16 protein-coding genes and 1 pseudogene are annotated in these 17,598 nt (G+C 66.6%); 14 read left to right on the top strand and 3 right to left on the bottom strand.

The window, feature by feature from the left end; translation table 11 throughout:
- The first annotated feature begins 67 nt into the window (after nt 1-67).
- Nucleotides 68-1,285, top strand: a complete 1,218-nt coding sequence (locus ACODRX_RS23105; RefSeq protein WP_488873890.1) for an MFS transporter — start codon at nt 68-70, stop codon at nt 1,283-1,285.
- Between the two features lie 48 nt (nt 1,286-1,333).
- Nucleotides 1,334-2,023, top strand: a complete 690-nt coding sequence (locus ACODRX_RS23100) for a dienelactone hydrolase family protein (protein WP_488873889.1) — start codon at nt 1,334-1,336, stop codon at nt 2,021-2,023.
- A gap of 6 nt (nt 2,024-2,029) precedes the next feature.
- Here the strand turns inward: ACODRX_RS23100 and ACODRX_RS23095 are convergent, their stop codons facing one another.
- Nucleotides 2,030-2,899, bottom strand: a complete 870-nt coding sequence (locus tag ACODRX_RS23095) for a DMT family transporter (protein ID WP_488873888.1) — start codon at nt 2,897-2,899, stop codon at nt 2,030-2,032.
- A gap of 421 nt (nt 2,900-3,320) precedes the next feature.
- On the opposite strand from ACODRX_RS23095, the gene ACODRX_RS23090 reads away from it, so the two are divergent.
- From ACODRX_RS23090 to ACODRX_RS23080, 3 genes are all read left to right on the top strand, one after another.
- Nucleotides 3,321-3,908 (top strand): RNA polymerase sigma factor, encoded by a 588-nt coding sequence (locus tag ACODRX_RS23090; RefSeq protein WP_488873887.1) that lies wholly within the window; start codon nt 3,321-3,323, stop codon nt 3,906-3,908.
- Nucleotides 3,909-3,919: 11 nt separating this feature from the next.
- Nucleotides 3,920-4,954, top strand: coding sequence for a FecR family protein (locus ACODRX_RS23085; RefSeq protein ID WP_488873886.1), 1,035 nt, complete (start codon nt 3,920-3,922; stop codon nt 4,952-4,954).
- A 143-nt stretch (nt 4,955-5,097) separates the two neighbouring features.
- Complete coding sequence (locus ACODRX_RS23080) at nt 5,098-7,530, top strand: TonB-dependent siderophore receptor (protein WP_488873885.1); 2,433 nt, start codon at nt 5,098-5,100, stop codon at nt 7,528-7,530.
- A gap of 115 nt (nt 7,531-7,645) precedes the next feature.
- Here ACODRX_RS23080 and ACODRX_RS23075 read toward each other — a convergent pair whose 3' ends face one another.
- Together ACODRX_RS23075 and hemB are read right to left on the bottom strand one after the other, a co-directional pair.
- Nucleotides 7,646-8,812: a magnesium transporter CorA family protein gene (locus ACODRX_RS23075; RefSeq protein WP_488873905.1), complete on the bottom strand. Its 1,167-nt coding sequence runs from the start codon at nt 8,810-8,812 to the stop codon at nt 7,646-7,648.
- A 75-nt stretch (nt 8,813-8,887) separates the two neighbouring features.
- Entirely contained in the window at nt 8,888-9,901 is a 1,014-nt protein-coding gene (hemB, locus tag ACODRX_RS23070; RefSeq protein ID WP_488873884.1) for a porphobilinogen synthase, read from the bottom strand.
- Nucleotides 9,902-9,970: 69 nt separating this feature from the next.
- Between hemB and ACODRX_RS23065 the strand changes: the two genes are divergently transcribed.
- From ACODRX_RS23065 to ACODRX_RS23025, 9 genes and pseudogenes are all read left to right on the top strand, one after another.
- Complete coding sequence (locus ACODRX_RS23065) at nt 9,971-10,399, top strand: CopD family protein (RefSeq protein WP_488873883.1); 429 nt, start codon at nt 9,971-9,973, stop codon at nt 10,397-10,399.
- Nucleotides 10,399-11,526: a VanZ family protein gene (locus ACODRX_RS23060; protein ID WP_488873882.1), complete on the top strand. Its 1,128-nt coding sequence runs from the start codon at nt 10,399-10,401 to the stop codon at nt 11,524-11,526. The genes ACODRX_RS23065 and ACODRX_RS23060 overlap by 1 nt, the downstream gene beginning before the upstream one ends.
- Before the next feature lie 25 nt (nt 11,527-11,551).
- Nucleotides 11,552-11,905, top strand: coding sequence for a (2Fe-2S) ferredoxin domain-containing protein (locus tag ACODRX_RS23055; protein WP_488873881.1), 354 nt, complete (start codon nt 11,552-11,554; stop codon nt 11,903-11,905).
- A gap of 81 nt (nt 11,906-11,986) precedes the next feature.
- Nucleotides 11,987-12,631, top strand: coding sequence for an alpha/beta hydrolase (locus ACODRX_RS23050; RefSeq protein WP_488873880.1), 645 nt, complete (start codon nt 11,987-11,989; stop codon nt 12,629-12,631).
- A gap of 26 nt (nt 12,632-12,657) precedes the next feature.
- Nucleotides 12,658-13,830 (top strand): D-alanyl-D-alanine carboxypeptidase family protein, encoded by a 1,173-nt coding sequence (locus ACODRX_RS23045; RefSeq protein ID WP_488873879.1) that lies wholly within the window; start codon nt 12,658-12,660, stop codon nt 13,828-13,830.
- A gap of 232 nt (nt 13,831-14,062) precedes the next feature.
- A complete protein-coding gene (gene rpsL, locus ACODRX_RS23040) occupies nt 14,063-14,440 on the top strand; it encodes a 30S ribosomal protein S12 (protein WP_488873878.1) in 378 nt (125 codons plus the stop codon).
- A gap of 189 nt (nt 14,441-14,629) precedes the next feature.
- Nucleotides 14,630-15,103, top strand: a complete 474-nt coding sequence (rpsG, locus tag ACODRX_RS23035; protein ID WP_488873877.1) for a 30S ribosomal protein S7 — start codon at nt 14,630-14,632, stop codon at nt 15,101-15,103.
- A gap of 148 nt (nt 15,104-15,251) precedes the next feature.
- Entirely contained in the window at nt 15,252-17,360 is a 2,109-nt protein-coding gene (gene fusA, locus ACODRX_RS23030; protein ID WP_488873876.1) for an elongation factor G, read from the top strand.
- 162 nt (nt 17,361-17,522) lie between these two features.
- Nucleotides 17,523-17,598 (top strand): annotated as a pseudogene (locus ACODRX_RS23025) (GTP-binding protein); the annotation flags it as partial.

Raw genomic sequence — 17,598 nt, 5'->3', positions numbered from 1 at the left:
GAATCTTGTACCAGTCTAAAAATGCCAACACACTGGCACCTTCTTCATTTTCCGGCATAGGCATTCCATGCGAAGAATCACTGCTGACAACGCCTCGTTCGGCGTTTTCCTGGCCTTCTTGCTGATCCCGCTATCGGGCATCGGCACCGACATCTATCTGCCGTCGATGCCGTCCATGACCCACAGCCTGGGCAGCACGGCGGCCCAGATCCAGCTCACGCTCACTCTGTTCATCGCCGGCTACGGCCTGGGGCAACTGGTGGTGGGCGTGCTGCTCGACCGCTTTGGCCGCTGGCGCCCCACGCTGGTGGCGCTGGCGCTGTTCGCGCTGTCGAGCGCGGCCATCGCCGCCAGCGACGACATCCGGTTGATCTGCGCGCTGCGCTTGCTGCAGGGCGTGATGGGTGCGGTGGCCGTGGTGGGCAAGCGCACATTCTTCGTGGATGTGTTCCAGGGAGCCGCGCTGCATCGCTATCTGACCTGGATGACCGTGGTGTGGTCCCTGGGCCCCATATGCGCGCCGTTCATTGGCGGCTTCGTGCAGATGCACTGGGGCTGGCGCGCCAATTTTGTCGTGCTGGCGGTGTTTTCCGTGCTGGCACTGGTACTGGAGTGCGCGGGCGGCGGCGAGACGCTGGCCAGGCCGCAACCCATCCAGCTGCGCGAGGTGGCGGCCCGGGCCTGGGGCATCGTGAGCCATAGGCCTTTCGGGCTCGGCGTGCTGTGCGTGAGCGCCTCGTATGCCATGGTGATGGGCTGGAGCATGGCCTCGCCCTTCATCGTCGAGACCGTGTACCACCGCCCGCCCACCACCACCGGCTCGCTGGCGCTGCTGATGGGGCTGGCCTGGATGTGCGGCGGCCTCGTCGCCAGGGCCACCATTGCGCACTCGCTCCTGAGCAAGCACCGGGCGGCGCTGGTGGCGATGGCCTGCTGCATCGTGCTGCTGGCACTGACCGCCAGGCTGCCGGCCTCGTGGCCTTCACTGGAGGCAATGGCCGCAGTGGCCTTCTGCATCCATGTGGCTGCGGGCATGGTGTTCAACATCCACTTTGCGAAAGTGCTGTCCATGTTTCCGCAAAATGCCGCGTTGTCGGGCGGCTTGGCGGGCGGGCTGGCGTTCTTGCTGACTTCGGTCTTTTCGTCGGCAGGCGTGCACCTGGTCAATCCGCAATCGGCGCTGGGCATGGCGGCCGTGTACGGCGGGCTGGCCATGATTCTCGTGGTGGCACCGCTCGCCATGGCGACTCGCCCGGCGGCTTCGGCGCAATGCGCGGCGCCATAATCGGGCACGGCATCACCATCGAACCTGTTTCAGCAAGGAGCTATCGCTATGGGTAATTTTGTAGATCTGAAATCTTCCGACGGCCAGGTGTTTCCGGCCTACATCGCCGAGCCCGAGGGCAAGCCGCGCGGCGCGGTGGTGGTGGTGCAGGAGATCTTCGGCGTGAACTCGCACATCCGCTCGGTGGCCGAGCGCGTGGCCGCGGGCGGCTACCTGGCGATCGCGCCGGCCACCTTCGCGCGCGTCAAGTCGAATGTGGAGCTGGGCTACACCGAGGCCGACATGGGCGCGGGCTTCGAGCTCAAGACCGCGGTGGAAGCGCTGCCCGCGCCCGGCGTGATGCTGGACATCCAGGCCTGCATCGACGAGGCCGCCAGGCGCAGCGGCGGCAAGGTGGGCATCACCGGCTTTTGCTGGGGCGGGCTGCTGGCCTGGCGCGCGGCCTGCGAGCTCAAGGGCCTGGCGGCCGCCGTGCCCTACTATGGCGGCGGCATGACCACGCCCGCCGAGGTGGCGCGCCAGCCCCAATGCCCGGTGATGGCGCATTTCGGCGAGAAGGACCACTGGATCTCGCTGGACAGCGTGAAAGCCTTCGAGCAGGCGCATCCCGAGGTGGAGGTGCATGTGTACCAGGCCGACCACGGCTTCAACTGCGACCAGCGCGGCTCGTTCGACGCGGCCTCCGCGGTGGTGGCCTGGGCACGCACCATGGGCTTCTTCGCCAAGCACCTGGGCTGAGCTGCCTCAGGCGGCATCGCGCCGGCGGAACACCAGTGCGATGCCGGCCACGATGGCGGCCAGCCCGGCCCAGGCGGTGAGCGGCATGCGGTTGCCCAGCAGCCACCAGTCCAGCAGCGCGGTGACCACCGGCACCAGGTAGAACAGGCTGGTGACGTTGACCAGGTTGCCACGCTGGATCAGGCGGTACAGCAGCAGCTGGGCCACCACCGAGATGCCGCAGGCCAGCCACAGCGTGGCGGCCCAGAACGCGGCGCTGCCGTCAGACTGCACTGGCAGCACGGGCGCGGCCAGCGCGAACAGCAGCAGGCTGGCCGTGTACTGGGCGGGCAGCACCTGCAGCGGCGCCAGCGTGATGCGCTTTTGCTGCAGCGAGCCCAGTGTCATGCAGGCCAGCGCGCCCAGCGCGAAACCCAGGCCCGCCGCCGAAAGCCGGGCCTTCAGCAGGCTGGCCAGCACCACCAGCGCCAGCCCGGCCAGCGCCAGCAGCAGTCCCGCGAGGCGGGCGGCACCGAAGCGCCGCTCGGTCAGCAGCAGGGTCAGGATCGGCTGGGTGCCGAGGATGGTGGCGATCAGCCCCGGCGTGACGCCGTGGTGCATCGCCAGGAAGTAGCACAGCGAATAGCCGCCCACCAGCAGCAGGCCGGTGGCCACCACCTGGCGGCATTGCGCGGCCGGCAGCCGCCAGGCCCTGCGGCGCCAGCCCACGGCCAGCAGCAGCGGCAGCGCCACGCCAAAGCGCGCCAGCAGCATGGCCAGCGGCGTGCCGTGGTCGAGCCCCCAGCGGGTGAACAAGGCCGCGCTGCCCCACAGCAGCACAAAGCATCCCATGGCGCCATGCTGCGCCCACGAATTGGTGGTTTGGTTCATTGACATTCATCCGGAAAGAAGACCAGATTGCCGCAGCCAGATGAGGCTGGCGGCAGCCCGCGAAGCGATGTGCTCAGACGCGGGGCGGCGGCGGGGCGGATGAATGCGGGGGCGGTGCGCAGTGGCCGGTCCGCGCGGGATGCCGCACCCCTGGGCGCAGGGCCGCATGCCCGGACAGGTCCGGCGATGGAGCGGCGAGCGAATGGCGCGGCATGGTGTGCGGGGATGGGCGAGTGTCAGGCAGCACTATACCCGGCGCGATGCGTGCGGCGCAAGCGTTTGCATGCAGCAGCCATGCCATAATTTGAATACAAACCATTTGCATCTGATGCCGAATCTTCCGCACCGCTGAATCCCATGCCTGCCGCCGCATCCGCCCGGACCCGGGATTCCCATCCATCGCCCTTGTGCAAAGGCAGGTATCCGGATGCGTGACCTGATCCAGGAACTCGTGGCCCACTACGGCGATCTGCGCCGCCAGCTCACGCGCGACCTGCGCGATCCGCACCATGCGGCCGACATCGCGCAGTCGAGTTTCGAGCGTGTCTATGTCCATGCCATGGGTCTGCGCAGCGGCGCGAAGGCGGGCTCCGCCATCGAGTCCCCGCGTGCCCTGCTGTTCCGGGTGGCGCGCAATCTGTGCATCGACGATGCGCGCAGGCGCAAGACTGCCGATGAATGGACGCGCCAGCAGCTGGTGCTGCAGCACAGCGCGCCATCGAGCGAATGTCTCGCGGCCCAGCGCCAGGTCTTGATGCGCGTCGTGGCGGCGCTGGAGAAGCTGCCGGCCCGCCGGCGCGAGGTCTTCATCCTGTTCCGTGCCCATGGCTACACGCGCGCAGAAATCGCCGCACAGCTTGGCATCAGCGAGATGGCCGTGGCCAAGCACATGGTGCGCGCCACGCTCGACTGCTCGCGCGTGCTTGCCCAGCTGCGCTCGGAGCTGCTGCAGGAGCCGGGCCTGTCCGGCGCCATGGACTTCGGCAACGGTAGACTGCGCGACGATGCGTCCTGACCCTCTCTCCCATGGCAAGCGCACCTAGCGAACGCATGGTGGAGCATGCGCTGGCGCTGATCGTGCAAAGCGAAATCGCTCCCGCCGCCGAGGCCGGCCAGGCCCGCTCCAGCCTTGATGCTTGGCGCGAGAAATCGGCCAGGCACGAGGCGGCCGCGCGCGAGGCGCTGCTGCGCTGGAGCCTGCTGGGCGGCATGTCCGGCGATCTGCGCGAGCAGTTCCAGGAATCGGCCCTGCTGGCCGGCAATGCCGCACGCGCCGCCGGCTCGCGCCAGCGCCGCAAGCTGCTGCTGTCGGTGGCAGGCCTGCTGGGCACCGGCGCGCTGGCGGGCCGGGGCGCCTACTGGTACTGGCAGCAGCCGCTGCACACCGCGTCCTATGCCACTGGCCCTGCCCAGATGCTCAAGGTCACGCTGGCCGACGTCCCGGGCACCCTGCAGGCCAGCCGCGTGGAGCTGGCGCCGCGCAGCGCCATCGCGGTAGCGCTCTACCGCCAGCGCCGCAGCGTGACCATGTCCGGCGGCGAGGTGCGTTTCGAGGTGGCCCCGGACCCCGGCCGGCCCTTCGAGGTGCTGACGCGCGAGGCCCGCATCGAGGTGGTGGGCACGGTGTTCACCGTGCGCGACCGCGGCGGTCCGCTCACCGTGGGCGTGGAGCACGGCCATGTGAGGGTGCGGGTGCTCGGCCGGCGGGCACAGGGCCCGGCTGGCGCAGCCGGGGCAACGCTCGACCTGCTGCCCGGCCAGATCCTGGACATCCGCAACGGCCAGCCCGAGGCCGTGCGCCAGGCCGATGCCACCACGCTGTCCACCTGGCGCGAAGGTTGGCTGGTCTTCGAGAACACCCCGCTGGCCGAGGCCCTGGCCACGGTCAACGCCTACCGCAGCCAGCCCATCGAGGCTGCCGACGCGCGCGTGGCCGCGCTGCGGCTGACGGGGCGTTTCCGCGCCAACGACTCGGCCGGCCTGCTGGCCGTGCTGCCGTCGATATTGCCGCTCAGGGTGCGGCAGCTGGCCGACGGCCGAGTGCAGCTGCAGGCGCTCTGAGCCTGCAAAAAACTGCAAGCCGCTGTCTCCGTTTCGCTGTCCCGTACGTCTTTGCTGTGTGGCGTGTGGCTGCCGTGCAGGAACGGGCGCTCGCGCCGCTTTCGAAACAGCTCTTGTCCAATGCATCCGGAACCTTTTCAACCATGTGTTCTCCGCCTCGTCACCATCTGCTCAGCACCGCCCTTGCCATTGCCGTTGGGGCCCCGCTGGCCTTCCACGGCTGTCTTGCCCGGGCCCAGTCTCCTGTGCAATCCCTTGCGCCATCGGCCGCCCAGCGCTTCGACATCCATGTTCCCGCGCAGGCGCTGGCGGCCGCCCTCAACGAGCTGTCGCGCCAGACCGGCCGCCCTATCTTCGCCGCGGGCGATCTGGTGAGCGGCCAGCAGTCCCGCGCCATAGCCGCCCGGTTGACGCTGGAGCAGGCCTTGCTGCAGATGCTCTCCGGCACCCCGCTGGAGGCCGTGCACACTGCCAACGGCGGCTTTTCGATCCGCCGCAGTCCTGCGCCCTCTGCCCAGGAGTCGACACTGCCCACGGTGACGGTGCGGGACGATGCCTGGCGCGAATCCGCCGCTGGCCCCATGCAGGGCTATGCCGCCACCCGCAGCGCGACGGGCACCAAGACCGATACGCCTCTCATCGAGACGCCCCAGTCCATATCCGTGGTGGGCGCCGAGGAGATCGAGGTGCTCAAGTCGCAGAACCTGCAGGATGCGCTTGGCTATGTGGCCGGCGTTGCCCGCTCCGAAGGCCTGGACAGAACCTCGGACACGCTGATCGTGCGGGGCTTCCAGCTTGACGGCAACGGCAACCAGTACCGCGACGGCACCAAGTACACCGTCAACATCTTCAACGGCCAGCAGGAGCCCTACGGCCTGGAGCGCATCGAGCTGCTCAAGGGCGCCGCATCGGTGCTCTACGGTTCTGCCGCGCCGGGCGGCATCATCAACACGGTGAGCAAGCGCCCGACCTCCACGCCCCTGCACGAGCTCAATGTCGAGGTCGGCAGCTTCAGCCGCAAGCAGGTTTCCGGCGACTTCGGTGGCTCGCTGGACAAGGACGGTGAATGGTCCTACCGGCTGACCTTCCTCAAGCGCGACAGCAATTCCTTCGTGGACTACACGCCCGACGACCGGCTCTTCATCGCGCCGGCGCTCAAGTGGCAGCCCAATGCAGCGACCTCGCTGACCATCCTGGCCGACTACCAGAAGGACCGCTCGGCCTATATCTACGGGCTGCCCGAGGAAGGCACCATCCTGCCCAACATCAACGGACGGTTTCCGCGCAACCTGTTCGTGGGGGAGCCGGGCTACGACAAGTTCGAACTGAACCGCTTCTCCATCGGCTATCTGTTCGAGCACGCCTTCAACGACAGAGTCAAGCTGAGGAACAGCCTGCGCTACATGAAGGCGGACAACGAATACGCGTCCATCTGGATCTCCGGCCTGGCGGACGACCAGCGCACCACGGCATACCGGGGCGTGGCACCGCGGTGGGACCGCTCCTCCGCCGTGGTCTCCGATACCTCGCTCGAATACCAGGCCGAGACTGGCAGCGTGCGGCACACCATGCTGGTGGGCTTCGATTATTCGGCGCCCCGCCACGAAAGCGAGCGCTACACGCGCAGCATCGGCAACATCGATCTCTACAACCCTGTCTATGGAAGCCCCATGGGCACCGAGATCACACAGAACCCGTATTCCTGGAAGAGCACGGCCAAGCGCATGGGCCTGTATGCCCAGGATCAGATGAAGATCAACGACAAGTGGGTGGTCCTGCTGGGCGGGCGCTATGACTCCGTCCGCTACGACGAGAGCAACTTCTTCACCGGCGCGAAATCCGCGGACAACGAGAAGAACCACGCCTTCACGGGCCGTGCCGGCCTGGTCTACCTGGCCGGCAACGGCTGGGCCCCTTTCCTGAGCTACAGCGAATCCTTCGAGCCGACCTCGGGCAGCGACCGCCTGGGCTCGCGCTTCAAGCCGACCACGGGCCAACAGTACGAGGCCGGCGTACGCTACCAGCCCGAGGGCTCCAATATGCTGATCTCGGCTGCCGTCTACCAGCTGACGCGCCAGAACGTGCTCGTCGCCGACCCGCAGGACCCCACCCAGACCTACAGCATCCAGCAGGGAGAGGTCCGCTCGCGCGGCTTCGAGCTGGAGGCCCGCACCGCCGTGGGCCGCAATGCCAACCTCATCCTGGCTTATGCCTATACGGATGCGTCCACCATCAAGGCCAGCCCGCTGCAGCCTGAACAGGAAGGCCTGCGCTCCCCGGGCGTGCCCTACAACCAGCTTTCGATCTGGGGCGACTACAACTTCGGCAGCTTCGGCCTGCCGGGCCTGAAGATCGGTGCCGGCATGCGCTATGTGGGCAGCACGCGCAGCCAGACCAACAACCCCGTGCCCGCCTTCACGCTGTTCGATGCCATGGTCAGCTACACCACGGGCCCCTGGAGGCTGGCGCTGAACGTCAACAACCTCACTGACAAGACCTACATCGGCAACTGCACCTATGGCTGCTTCTACGGCGAGCCGCGCAAGGCGATAGCTACGGCCACCTACCGGTGGTAGGGCCAGCCCTTTCAAGGTCTCGAACGTGGAATATGTGCCGGGTGCGTGACTGTGGCTAAGAGCTTGAGCGTTTTGCGTTCTGCGGCCTTCACGCTCAACGCAAAACGCCCAGATTTCACTTCTCGGTGCGCGCCAGGTAGTGCTTGCGCGTGAAGTAGGCGATCAGCGCCACGGTGATCACGCCCATCGTGCCCATGGCCCACCAGAAACCGTCCCTGGCGTGCACGAAGGGGATGAACTCGAAGTTCATGCCGAAGATCGCGGCGATCAGGTTCAACGGCAGGAAGATCGCGGTGATGGTGGTGAGCGTGCGCATGATGTCGTTGGCGCGGTTGCTCTGCACGTTGAAGTGCATCTGCACCGCGGTCTCGGTGTTTTGCTCCAGCCGCCGCACGTGGTGCACCACGCGTTCGATGTGTTCGAGCACGTCGCGGCTGCGCACGCGCAGCGCTTCGAGCGCGCGCTGGCCGGCGGCGTCCTGCGGCGTGGGCCAGGCTTCCACCGTGTCCACCCAGTCCTGCACCGCGGCGCGCTGGTCTTCGCAGATTTCGTCGAGGTGGTGCAGCGCCAGCCGCGCCTCCAGCAGCGCCGACCAGTCGGCAAAGCGGCCGCGCGGCTTGAGCAGCGCGTTCTGCCACAGGTCCAGGTGCCGCGACAGCTCGCGGCGCAGGTCGAGGTAGCCGTCGACGATGAGGTTGACCATGCGCATCATCAGGTCGGCCGGCGACAGCGGCAGCCGCTGCGCCGCCACCCGGCCGGCGACGCGCTGGGCCTGGTCTTCGCGCGCCAGCCGGTCCTGCGTGCTGCGCGAGAGCACCGCGATATCGGGTTCGGCCTGCCCGGCGGTCGCGGCGGGCGCGCCGGCCAGCTGCAGCAGCCGGCGCGCATAGCCGTCGCGCACGGTGCAGTCGTCGGGGTGCACGGACAGCAGCACGCGGTCCCACACGGCGAAGCCCACCGGCGTGGTGTCTATCGCGGGCGGGGCCCAGCCGCGCTCGTCGGCCTCCTGGCTGCGGGCGCGGCGCACCACCTCGGCCACCGCGGCGCTCGAGGCCTTGTCGGGAGGCGATGCGATGCGGCGTATCACCAGCAGGTCGTACTGCGAGGTGTAGTCGTAGTGCGAGGGCAGCTGCGCGTTCAGCAGGTCGGATACGTGCAGGTCCACCAGCGGCATGCCGGCGAGGTTCTGCAAAGCGGCCTGGACGGCGGCCAGCTGCTCGCCGAAGTGGCTGCGCGAGCAGGCCAGCCAGACATAGCCCTGCGCGGGCAGCTGCTGCGGCATCTGCGCGTATTCGGTGGCTTCGCCGCCGTCGATGTGGAAGGCGCGCAACGCGCTGGCAGGGGGATTCACGGCGCCTTACTTTGGCTGCGCCAGGCGGCGCGCGGCATCGAGCGCGAAATAGGTCAGGATGCCGTCGGCACCGGCGCGCTTGAAGGCCAGCAGGGCCTCCATCATCACCGCGTCGTGGTCGAGCCAGCCGTTGGCGGCCGCCGCCTTGAGCATGGCGTATTCGCCGCTGACCTGGTAGGCGAAGGTGGGTACCTTGAACTCGTCCTTCACTCGGCGCACCACGTCGAGGTAGGGCATGCCGGGCTTGACCATCACCATGTCGGCGCCCTCGGCCAGATCGAGCGCCACCTCGCGCAGCGCCTCGTCGGTGTTGGCCGGGTCCATCTGGTAGACGTTCTTGTCGGCCTTGCCCAGCGCGCCGCGCGTGCCCACCGCGTCGCGAAACGGGCCGTAGAAGGCGCTGGCGTACTTGGCGCTGTAGGCCATGATGCGGGTGTAGATATGGCCCTGGGTCTCGAAGGCCTCGCGGATGGCGCCGATGCGCCCGTCCATCATGTCGCTGGGCGCGACGATGTCCACGCCGGCCTCGGCATGGGCCAGGGCCTGGGCGGTCAGGATCTCGACCGTCTCGTCGTTGAGGATGTAGCCGGTCTCGTCGAGCACACCGTCCTGGCCGTGGCTGGTGTAGGGGTCGAGTGCCACGTCGGTGAGCACGCCGAGCCCGGGGAATTCCTTTTTCAGCGCGCGCACCACGCGCGGGATCAGGCCGTCGGGATTGGCGGCTTCCCGGCCATCGGGCGTCTTCAGCGCCGCGTCGATGCTGGGGAACAGCGCCAGCACCGGGATCTCCAGCTTGACGCATTCCTCGGCCACCGGCAGCAGCAGGTCGAGGCTCAGCCGGTCCACGCCGGGCATCGAGGGCACCGGCTGGCGCAGCTGGCTGCCTTCGTGCACGAAGACGGGGTAGATGAAGTCATGCGCACTGAGCCGGTGCTCGCGCACCAGGTTGCGGGTGAAGGCATCGCGGCGCAGGCGGCGCGGGCGGCTGAGCGGAAAGGGCGGGGGGCTGGACAAATGCATGGCGCACATTGTGCGCCATTCGTGCACCGTCCATGCGCCGGTTTGCATACAGGCACTACACTGTGCCGAATGCTCTGGGTCAAAGCCTTTCACATCGTCTTCGTGGCCAGTTGGTTCGCCGGCCTGTTCTACCTGCCCCGCATCTACGTGAACCTGGCCATGGTGCCGCCGGGCTCGGTGGCCGAACGCGGCCGGCTGCTGCTGATGGCGGGCAAGCTGCTGCGTTTCACCACCATGCTGGCCGTGCCCGCGCTGGCGCTGGGGCTGTGGCTGTACCTGGGCTACGGCATCGGCAAGGGCCCGGGCAACGGCTGGATGCATGCCAAGCTGTTCTTCGTGCTGCTGGTGCTGGGCTACCACCATGCCTGCGCGCGGCTGCTGCGCGGGCTGCGCAGCGGCCGTGACACGCGCTCGCACCGCTGGTTCCGCTGGTTCAACGAGGTGCCGGTGCTGCTGCTGGTGGCCATCGTGGTGCTGGTGGTCGTCAAGCCGTTCTAATGAATTCCTCTTCGCAGCAGCGCACCATCGCCTGGCCTCTGGCGCTGGTGTATGCGGCGCTGATCGTGTTCGCCAGCCTGTTCCCGTTCGAGGGCTGGCGCACCCAGGGCATCTCGCCGCTGGAGTTCTTCCTGGCGAAGATACCGCCGCCGTACTGGACCTGGTTCGACCTCGGCATCAACATCGCCGGCTATGCCCCGCTGGGCTTTTTGCTGTGCCTGGGCTGGATGCGCCGCGGCTGGCTGCGCTCGGGCTGGCTGCTGGCCCTGGCGCTGGGCACGCTGCTGTCGTTCGCGATGGAGTTCCTGCAGATCTTCCTGCCGCAGCGCGTGTCCTCCAACATGGACTGGCTGCTCAATGCCGCGGGCACGCTGCTGGGCGCGCTGCTGGCGCTGGCGGCGCACTGGCTCGGGCTGCTGCGGCGCTGGAGCGACATCCGCGACCGCTGGTTTGCCACCGACGCCCATGGCGCCATCGTGCTGCTGCTGCTGTGGCCGTTGGCGCTGCTGTTTCCGCCGCCGCTGCCGTTCGGCCTGGGCCAGGTGTTCGAGCGGGCGCTGGGCTGGATCGTCGATTTGCTGGAGAACACCGCCTTCGAGGCCTGGATGCCGGCGGCCGCGCCGGCCACCCAGCCGCTGTCGCCGATCGGCGAGCTGGTCTGCGTGATGCTGGGCCTGCTGATCCCCTGCTGGCTGGCCTTCAGCGCCATGAACCAGATGTGGCGCCGCTGCGTGGTGGCCTGCCTGGTGGTGCTGGGCGGCATCGCGGTGACCGGGCTGTCGGCGGCGCTGAGCTATGGCCCGGCCCATGCCTGGGACTGGCTGGGCATGTCGGCGCGCATGGGTACCGCGCTCGCGCTGGTGCTGGCGCTGCTGCAGCTGAGCGTGCCGCGCCGCTGGTGCGTGCTGCTGCTGCTGGTCGGGCTGATGGTGTTCCTGAACCTGCTGAACCAGGCGCCCGCCAGCCCCTACTATGCCGAGACGCTGCAGGCCTGGGAGCAGGGGCGCTTCATCCGCTTCTTCGGGCTGAGCCAGTGGCTGGGCTGGGGCTGGCCGCTGGCCACGCTGGCCTATGCGCTGCTGCGCCTGGCGCGCAAGCCGGTGAAGGCCGCTGCGGTGCCACAATAGCCTGCCACAGTGAAATGGTGAACGCATGAACGATTCGAGTCCATCCTCTCCCGCCGGCTACTACCGGCACCATGTCTTTTTCTGCCTGAACGACCGCACCAACGGCGAGGACAGCTGCGCCCACCACGGCGCGCAGCAGGCGTTCGATCACTGCAAGGCGCGTGTCAAGGCCCTGGGGCTGGCAGGCCCGGGGCAGGTGCGCGTCAACAAGGCCGGCTGCCTGGACCGCTGCGCGGGCGGCCCGGTGGCGGTGGTCTATCCCGAGGGCGCCTGGTACACCTACATCGACCAGAGCGATATCGACGAGATCGTGGAATCGCACCTGAAGAATGGCGAGGTGGTGACGCGCTTGCTGCTGCCGCCGGACGTGGGTCGATAACCTTGCTTGAAAATCAGGCGTTGGTGCAGCTGTATATTACGCAAGCAGCTATTGAGTTGATAGCGACATGAATGGTTCGATATGAACGCGCAGACGGAAAGATTCACGATCGCCGGCCCGGTCGGCCTCATCGAGGTGGCGCGCGATGCCGCGCAGCTGCCGCCGGGGCAGGCCGGGGCCCGCGGCACGGCCATCGTTGCCCACCCGCACCCGCTGTTCGGCGGCACCATGGACAACAAGGTGGTGCAGACGCTGGCGCGCGCGCTGGTGCAAAGCGGCTGGAACACGCTGCGCTTCAATTTTCGCGGCGTGGGCGCCACCCAGGGCGAGCATGACGCGGGCCAGGGCGAGCGCGAGGATTTCCTGGCGCTGGTGCAGCAGCTGGCGCCCGAAGGCGCGCTGGCGCTGGCGGGCTTCTCGTTCGGCTCGTTCGTGATGAGCCATGCGCTGGCGCAACTCTGGGGCCGGCGGCAGATCGACAAGCTGGTGTTCGTCGGCACCGCGGCCTCGCGCTTCCAGGTGGCCGCGCTGCCGCCCGAGGCGCATGGCCGCGCCCTGGTGCTGCACGGCGAGGCCGACGATACCGTGCCGCTGGCCGCGGTGATGGAGTGGGCGCGGCCGCAGATACTTCCTGTCACCGTCATCCCCGGAGGCGGGCATTTTTTCCACGGACAATTGCCGTTGCTCAAGAGCCTGGTCATGCGCCACCTGAGCGCGCCGCTTTGAATTTGCCACTGATTTTGAATCTGATCATGAACCCTCGTTTCCTGCCCCGTGCGCGCTCCTGGGCCGCAGCAGCCCTGTTCGCCCCCATCGTTGCCCTGGCGCAGCTGGCCCAGCCGGTGCCGCCCGAGGTCGCGGCGCGCAACTACCTGCTGTTCGACGTGAATTCCGGCCAGATGCTGGCCGCCAAGGACATCGATGCGCCGGTGGAGCAGGCCTCGCTCACCAAGCTGATGACCGCCTATGTGGTGTTCGACGCGCTGCGCGCCAAGAAGATCACGCTGGAGCAGACGCTGCCCGTGAGCACCAAGGCCTGGAAGATGCCCGGCTCGCGCATGTTCATCGACCCCAAGATGCAGGTGAAGGTGGACGACCTGCTCAGCGGCATGATCATCCAGTCGGGCAACGACGCCTCGATGGCGCTGGCCGAGGGCGTGGGCGGCACCGAGGAGAACTTCGTGCGCCTGATGAACGAGCAGGCCAAGGCGCTGGGCATGAGCAACACCAGCTACAAGAACCCCGAGGGCCTGACCATGCCGGGCCACACCACGACGGCGCGCGACCTGAGCGTGCTCGCCACGCGGCTGATGCAGGACTTTCCGGAGTACATGCACTACTACTCCACCAAGCACTGGACCTACCCGGGCACGCCCAAGGCCAATGGCACCAACCGCAATACCCTGCTGTTCCGCGACCCGACCGTGGACGGCCTCAAGACCGGCCACACCGCCGCCGCCGGCTACTGCCTGGTGGCCACGGCCAAGCGCTCCGTGCCCAATGCCGGCGAGCGCCGCCTGATCTCCATCCTGCTGGGCGCGGCCAGCGACAGCGCCCGTGCCAACGAGAGCCAGAAGCTGCTGAACTGGGGCTATACCGCCTACGACGCGGTCAAGCTGTTCGACGGCGGCCAGGCGGTGGCCACGCCCAAGGCCTGGAAGGGTGCGCAGTCCACCGTCAAGATGGGCAGCGAAAAGCCCATCGTCATCACCGTGCCGTCCGGCAGCGGCGGCAAGGTGGAAACCCAGGTGGTGAGCCAGGAGCCGCTGGTCGCGCCCATCGCCAAGGGGCAGAAGCTCGGCACGCTCAAGGCCAGCGTCGATGGCCAGCAGGTGGCCGAGGTGCCGCTGGTGGCGCTGGAGGCGGTGGACGAGGCCGGCTTCTTCGGCCGGCTGTGGGATTCGATCCGCCTGTGGATCAAGTAAGCATGGCCAAACCCGCTCTTGAATGAGGAGCGGCAAAGAAGGGAAAGGCGTGCGCTGCACGCCTTTTTCCATGCTGGGGCAAGGCCTTGCGGGCGGCGCTGCATTTGCCTTGGCAGGCAAGTCGTGCTAGGATTGAGGGCTTTTCGGAATTTCCGAAGGGTTTCACGTTTTCGTTTTTTGCGAGCTTGTCGCGAAATTTCACGCGAAATTTTTCACGTTTAGGGACGTATTAATGCCAACCATCAACCAACTCATTCGCCAAGGGCGTGAGGTCGAGAAAGTCGCCTCCAAGAGCCCCGCGATGGAAAACTCTCCCCAGCGCCGTGGCGTGTGCACCCGTGTGTACACCACGACGCCCAAGAAGCCGAACTCCGCTTTGCGTAAGGTCGCCAAGGTGCGCCTGACCAACGGTTTCGAAGTCATCTCCTACATCGGCGGCGAAGGCCACAACCTGCAAGAGCACAGCGTGGTGCTGGTGCGCGGCGGCCGTGTGAAGGATCTGCCCGGTGTGCGTTACCACATCGTGCGCGGCTCGCTTGACCTGCAAGGCGTCAAGGACCGCAAGCAAGCCCGTTCCAAGTACGGCGCGAAAAAGCCGAAGGCGAAGTAATTGGCCTGAGCCCAAGGCCAAGTAGGCCCTGAGCGGTTTTTCGAAGAAGGTGCTGTATCCCGCGTGGCGCGAGATCCAGCGTAGTGACCCCGAGCGCAAATGGTTTGCGTGGGTCGAGTAAGTGGGAGTCCTGGATTGGCTCTCGCGGTGTCTGAAAAGATGCCAACTGAAGCAAGATAGAGGTAAAAAATGCCACGTCGTCGCGAAGTCCCCAAACGTGAAATTCTGCCGGATCCGAAGTTCGGCAATGTAGAGCTGTCCAAATTCATGAACGTGATCATGGAAGGCGGCAAGAAGGCAGTGGCCGAGCGCATCATCTATGGCGCGCTGGAACTGATCGAGAAGAAGCAGCCCGGCAAGGACCCGCTGGAGACCTTCCTGGTTGCAATCAACAACGTCAAGCCCATGGTGGAAGTGAAGTCCCGCCGCGTGGGCGGCGCGAACTACCAGGTGCCGGTGGAAGTGCGTCCCGTGCGCCGCCTGGCCCTGTCGATGCGCTGGATCAAGGAAGCCGCCCGCAAGCGCGGCGAGAAGTCCATGGCCCAGCGCCTGGCCAACGAGCTGCTGGAAGCCACCGAAGGCCGTGGCGGCGCCATGAAGCGCCGTGACGAAGTGCACCGCATGGCCGACGCCAACAAGGCATTCAGCCACTTCCGCTTCTAAGCAGCGCAAGGCATGCACCCATAAGGCCGCCGGCATTTTTTGCTGGCGGCCTTGCTTGGATTCTGGCAGGCCCCATATCCATGCCTGATGCCTGCGCCCCGCTGGCGCCCGCATCGGCCCCCCTTACTGATCAACCAAAGGATCGATCATGGCTCGCAAAACCCCCATCGAGCGCTATCGCAATATTGGCATCTCTGCGCACATCGACGCAGGCAAGACCACGACCACGGAACGTATCCTGTTCTACACCGGCGTGACGCACAAGCTGGGTGAAGTGCACGACGGCGCGGCCACCACCGACTGGATGGAGCAGGAGCAAGAGCGCGGCATCACCATCACTTCCGCGGCAGTGACCTGCTTCTGGAAGGGCATGGACATGTCCTACCCCGAGCACCGCTTCAACATCATCGACACCCCCGGCCACGTGGACTTCACCATCGAGGTGGAGCGCTCCATGCGCGTGCTGGACGGCGCCTGCATGGTGTACTGCGCCGTGGGCGGCGTGCAGCCCCAGTCCGAAACCGTGTGGCGCCAGGCCAACAAGTACAAGGTGCCCCGTCTGGCTTTCGTCAACAAGATGGACCGCACCGGCGCGAACTTCTTCAAGGTCTACGACCAGATGCGCCTGCGCCTGAACGCCAACCCGATTCCGGTGGTGATCCCGATCGGCGCCGAAGACAACTTCAAGGGCGTGGTCGATCTGCTGAAGATGAAGGCCATCATCTGGGACGAAGCTTCCCAGGGCATGAAGTTCGAGTACCAGGACATCCCCGCCGACCTGCAGGCCGATGCCCAGAAGTGGCGCGAGAACATGGTCGAGGCCGCGGCCGAGGCCAGCGAAGAGCTGATGAACAAGTACCTCGAAGAGGGCGACCTCTCCGAAGCCGAGATCAAGCTGGGTCTGCGCACCCGCACGATCGCCACCGAAATCCAGCCCATGCTGTGCGGCACCGCGTTCAAGAACAAGGGTGTGCAGCGCATGCTGGACGCGGTGATCGACTACCTGCCGTCGCCGGTGGACATCCCCGACGTGAACGGCACCGATCCCGACGACGAGGAAAAGCACCTGTCGCGCAAGGCTGACGACAACGAGAAGTTCTCGGCGCTGGCGTTCAAGCTGATGTCCGACCCGTTCGTGGGCCAGCTGACCTTTGTTCGCGTGTACTCGGGCGTGCTCTCCAAGGGCGACACCGTGTTCAACTCGGTCAAGGGCAAGAAGGAGCGCATCGGCCGTATCGTGCAGATGATGGCCAACGACCGTATCGAAGTGGACGAGATCCGCGCCGGCGACATCGCTGCCTGCGTGGGCCTGAAGGACGTGACCACCGGCGAGACGCTGTGCGACATCGACAACCCGATCACGCTGGAGCGCATGGTCTTCCCCGAGCCTGTGATCGCGCAGGCGGTGGAGCCCAAGTCCAAGGCCGACCAGGAAAAGATGGGCATCGCCCTGTCGCGCCTGGCCGCTGAAGATCCGTCCTTCCGCGTGCGTTCCGACGAAGAATCCGGCCAGACCATTATCGCCGGCATGGGCGAGCTGCACCTGGAAATCATCGTCGACCGCATGAAGCGCGAATTCGGCGTGGAAGCCAACGTGGGCAAGCCGCAGGTGGCCTACCGCGAAACCATCCGCAAGACGGTGACCGACGTGGACGGCAAGTTCGTGCGCCAGTCCGGCGGCAAGGGCCAGTACGGCCACGTGGTGTTCACGGTCGAGCCGCAGGAGCCTGGCAAGGGCTTCGAGTTCGTCGACGCCATCAAGGGCGGTGTGGTTCCGCGCGAATACATCCCCGCGGTGGAAAAGGGCGTGGTCGAGGCGCTGACCAGCGGCGTGCTGGCCGGCTACCCGGTGGTGGACGTGAAGGTCACGCTGACCTTCGGTTCGTACCACGACGTGGACTCGTCCGAGCAGGCGTTCAAGATGGCCGCCATCTTCGGCTTCAAGGAAGCCGCCAAGAAGGCCCAGCCCGTGATCCTCGAGCCGATGATGGCCGTGGAAGTGGAAACGCCCGAAGACTACGCCGGTACCGTGATGGGCGACCTGTCGTCGCGCCGCGGCATGGTGCAGGGCATGGACGACATGGTTGGCGGCGGCAAGGCCATCAAGGCCGAGGTGCCGCTGTCCGAAATGTTCGGCTACGCCACCCAGCTGCGCTCGATGACCCAGGGCCGCGCTACGTACACGATGGAGTTCAAGCATTACGCCGAAGCTCCGCGCAACGTGGCCGAAGCCATCGTCGCCGCACGCGCCAAGTAAGCCTGTTTGTATAATCGAGGGCTCTTGAATCGCAGCTCCTGAAAAGGAGCTGCGATTTTTGCCGGTCTGCGATCCCATGCCGCCCTGTCACCTGTGCGGGGCGAGCCAGCAATGGGGTGCAGACCTTAAACAGAACACAGGTTTTGCTCTTTTGGAGAAATCATGGCAAAAGGTAAGTTTGAACGCACCAAGCCCCACGTGAACGTGGGCACGATCGGTCACGTGGACCACGGCAAGA

This window comes from Comamonas sp. FG99, from assembly GCF_057808605.1.
This window is presented reverse-complemented; position numbering and strand designations above follow the sequence as displayed.

What these genes read in the sequence shown, in the direction of transcription:
- ACODRX_RS23105 (WP_488873890.1), top strand. Translation starts at nt 68, where the DNA reads ATGCGAAGAATCACTGCTGACAACGCCTCGTTCGGCGTTTTCCTGGCC.
- ACODRX_RS23100 (WP_488873889.1), top strand. Translation starts at nt 1,334, where the DNA reads ATGGGTAATTTTGTAGATCTGAAATCTTCCGACGGCCAGGTGTTTCCG.
- ACODRX_RS23095 (WP_488873888.1), bottom strand. Translation starts at nt 2,899, where the DNA reads ATGTCAATGAACCAAACCACCAATTCGTGGGCGCAGCATGGCGCCATG.
- ACODRX_RS23090 (WP_488873887.1), top strand. Translation starts at nt 3,321, where the DNA reads ATGCGTGACCTGATCCAGGAACTCGTGGCCCACTACGGCGATCTGCGC.
- ACODRX_RS23085 (WP_488873886.1), top strand. Translation starts at nt 3,920, where the DNA reads ATGGCAAGCGCACCTAGCGAACGCATGGTGGAGCATGCGCTGGCGCTG.
- ACODRX_RS23080 (WP_488873885.1), top strand. Translation starts at nt 5,098, where the DNA reads ATGTGTTCTCCGCCTCGTCACCATCTGCTCAGCACCGCCCTTGCCATT.
- ACODRX_RS23075 (WP_488873905.1), bottom strand. Translation starts at nt 8,812, where the DNA reads ATGCCGCAGCAGCTGCCCGCGCAGGGCTATGTCTGGCTGGCCTGCTCG.
- hemB (WP_488873884.1), bottom strand. Translation starts at nt 9,901, where the DNA reads ATGCATTTGTCCAGCCCCCCGCCCTTTCCGCTCAGCCGCCCGCGCCGC.
- ACODRX_RS23065 (WP_488873883.1), top strand. Translation starts at nt 9,971, where the DNA reads ATGCTCTGGGTCAAAGCCTTTCACATCGTCTTCGTGGCCAGTTGGTTC.
- ACODRX_RS23060 (WP_488873882.1), top strand. Translation starts at nt 10,399, where the DNA reads ATGAATTCCTCTTCGCAGCAGCGCACCATCGCCTGGCCTCTGGCGCTG.
- ACODRX_RS23055 (WP_488873881.1), top strand. Translation starts at nt 11,552, where the DNA reads ATGAACGATTCGAGTCCATCCTCTCCCGCCGGCTACTACCGGCACCAT.
- ACODRX_RS23050 (WP_488873880.1), top strand. Translation starts at nt 11,987, where the DNA reads ATGAACGCGCAGACGGAAAGATTCACGATCGCCGGCCCGGTCGGCCTC.
- ACODRX_RS23045 (WP_488873879.1), top strand. Translation starts at nt 12,658, where the DNA reads ATGAACCCTCGTTTCCTGCCCCGTGCGCGCTCCTGGGCCGCAGCAGCC.
- rpsL (WP_488873878.1), top strand. Translation starts at nt 14,063, where the DNA reads ATGCCAACCATCAACCAACTCATTCGCCAAGGGCGTGAGGTCGAGAAA.
- rpsG (WP_488873877.1), top strand. Translation starts at nt 14,630, where the DNA reads ATGCCACGTCGTCGCGAAGTCCCCAAACGTGAAATTCTGCCGGATCCG.
- fusA (WP_488873876.1), top strand. Translation starts at nt 15,252, where the DNA reads ATGGCTCGCAAAACCCCCATCGAGCGCTATCGCAATATTGGCATCTCT.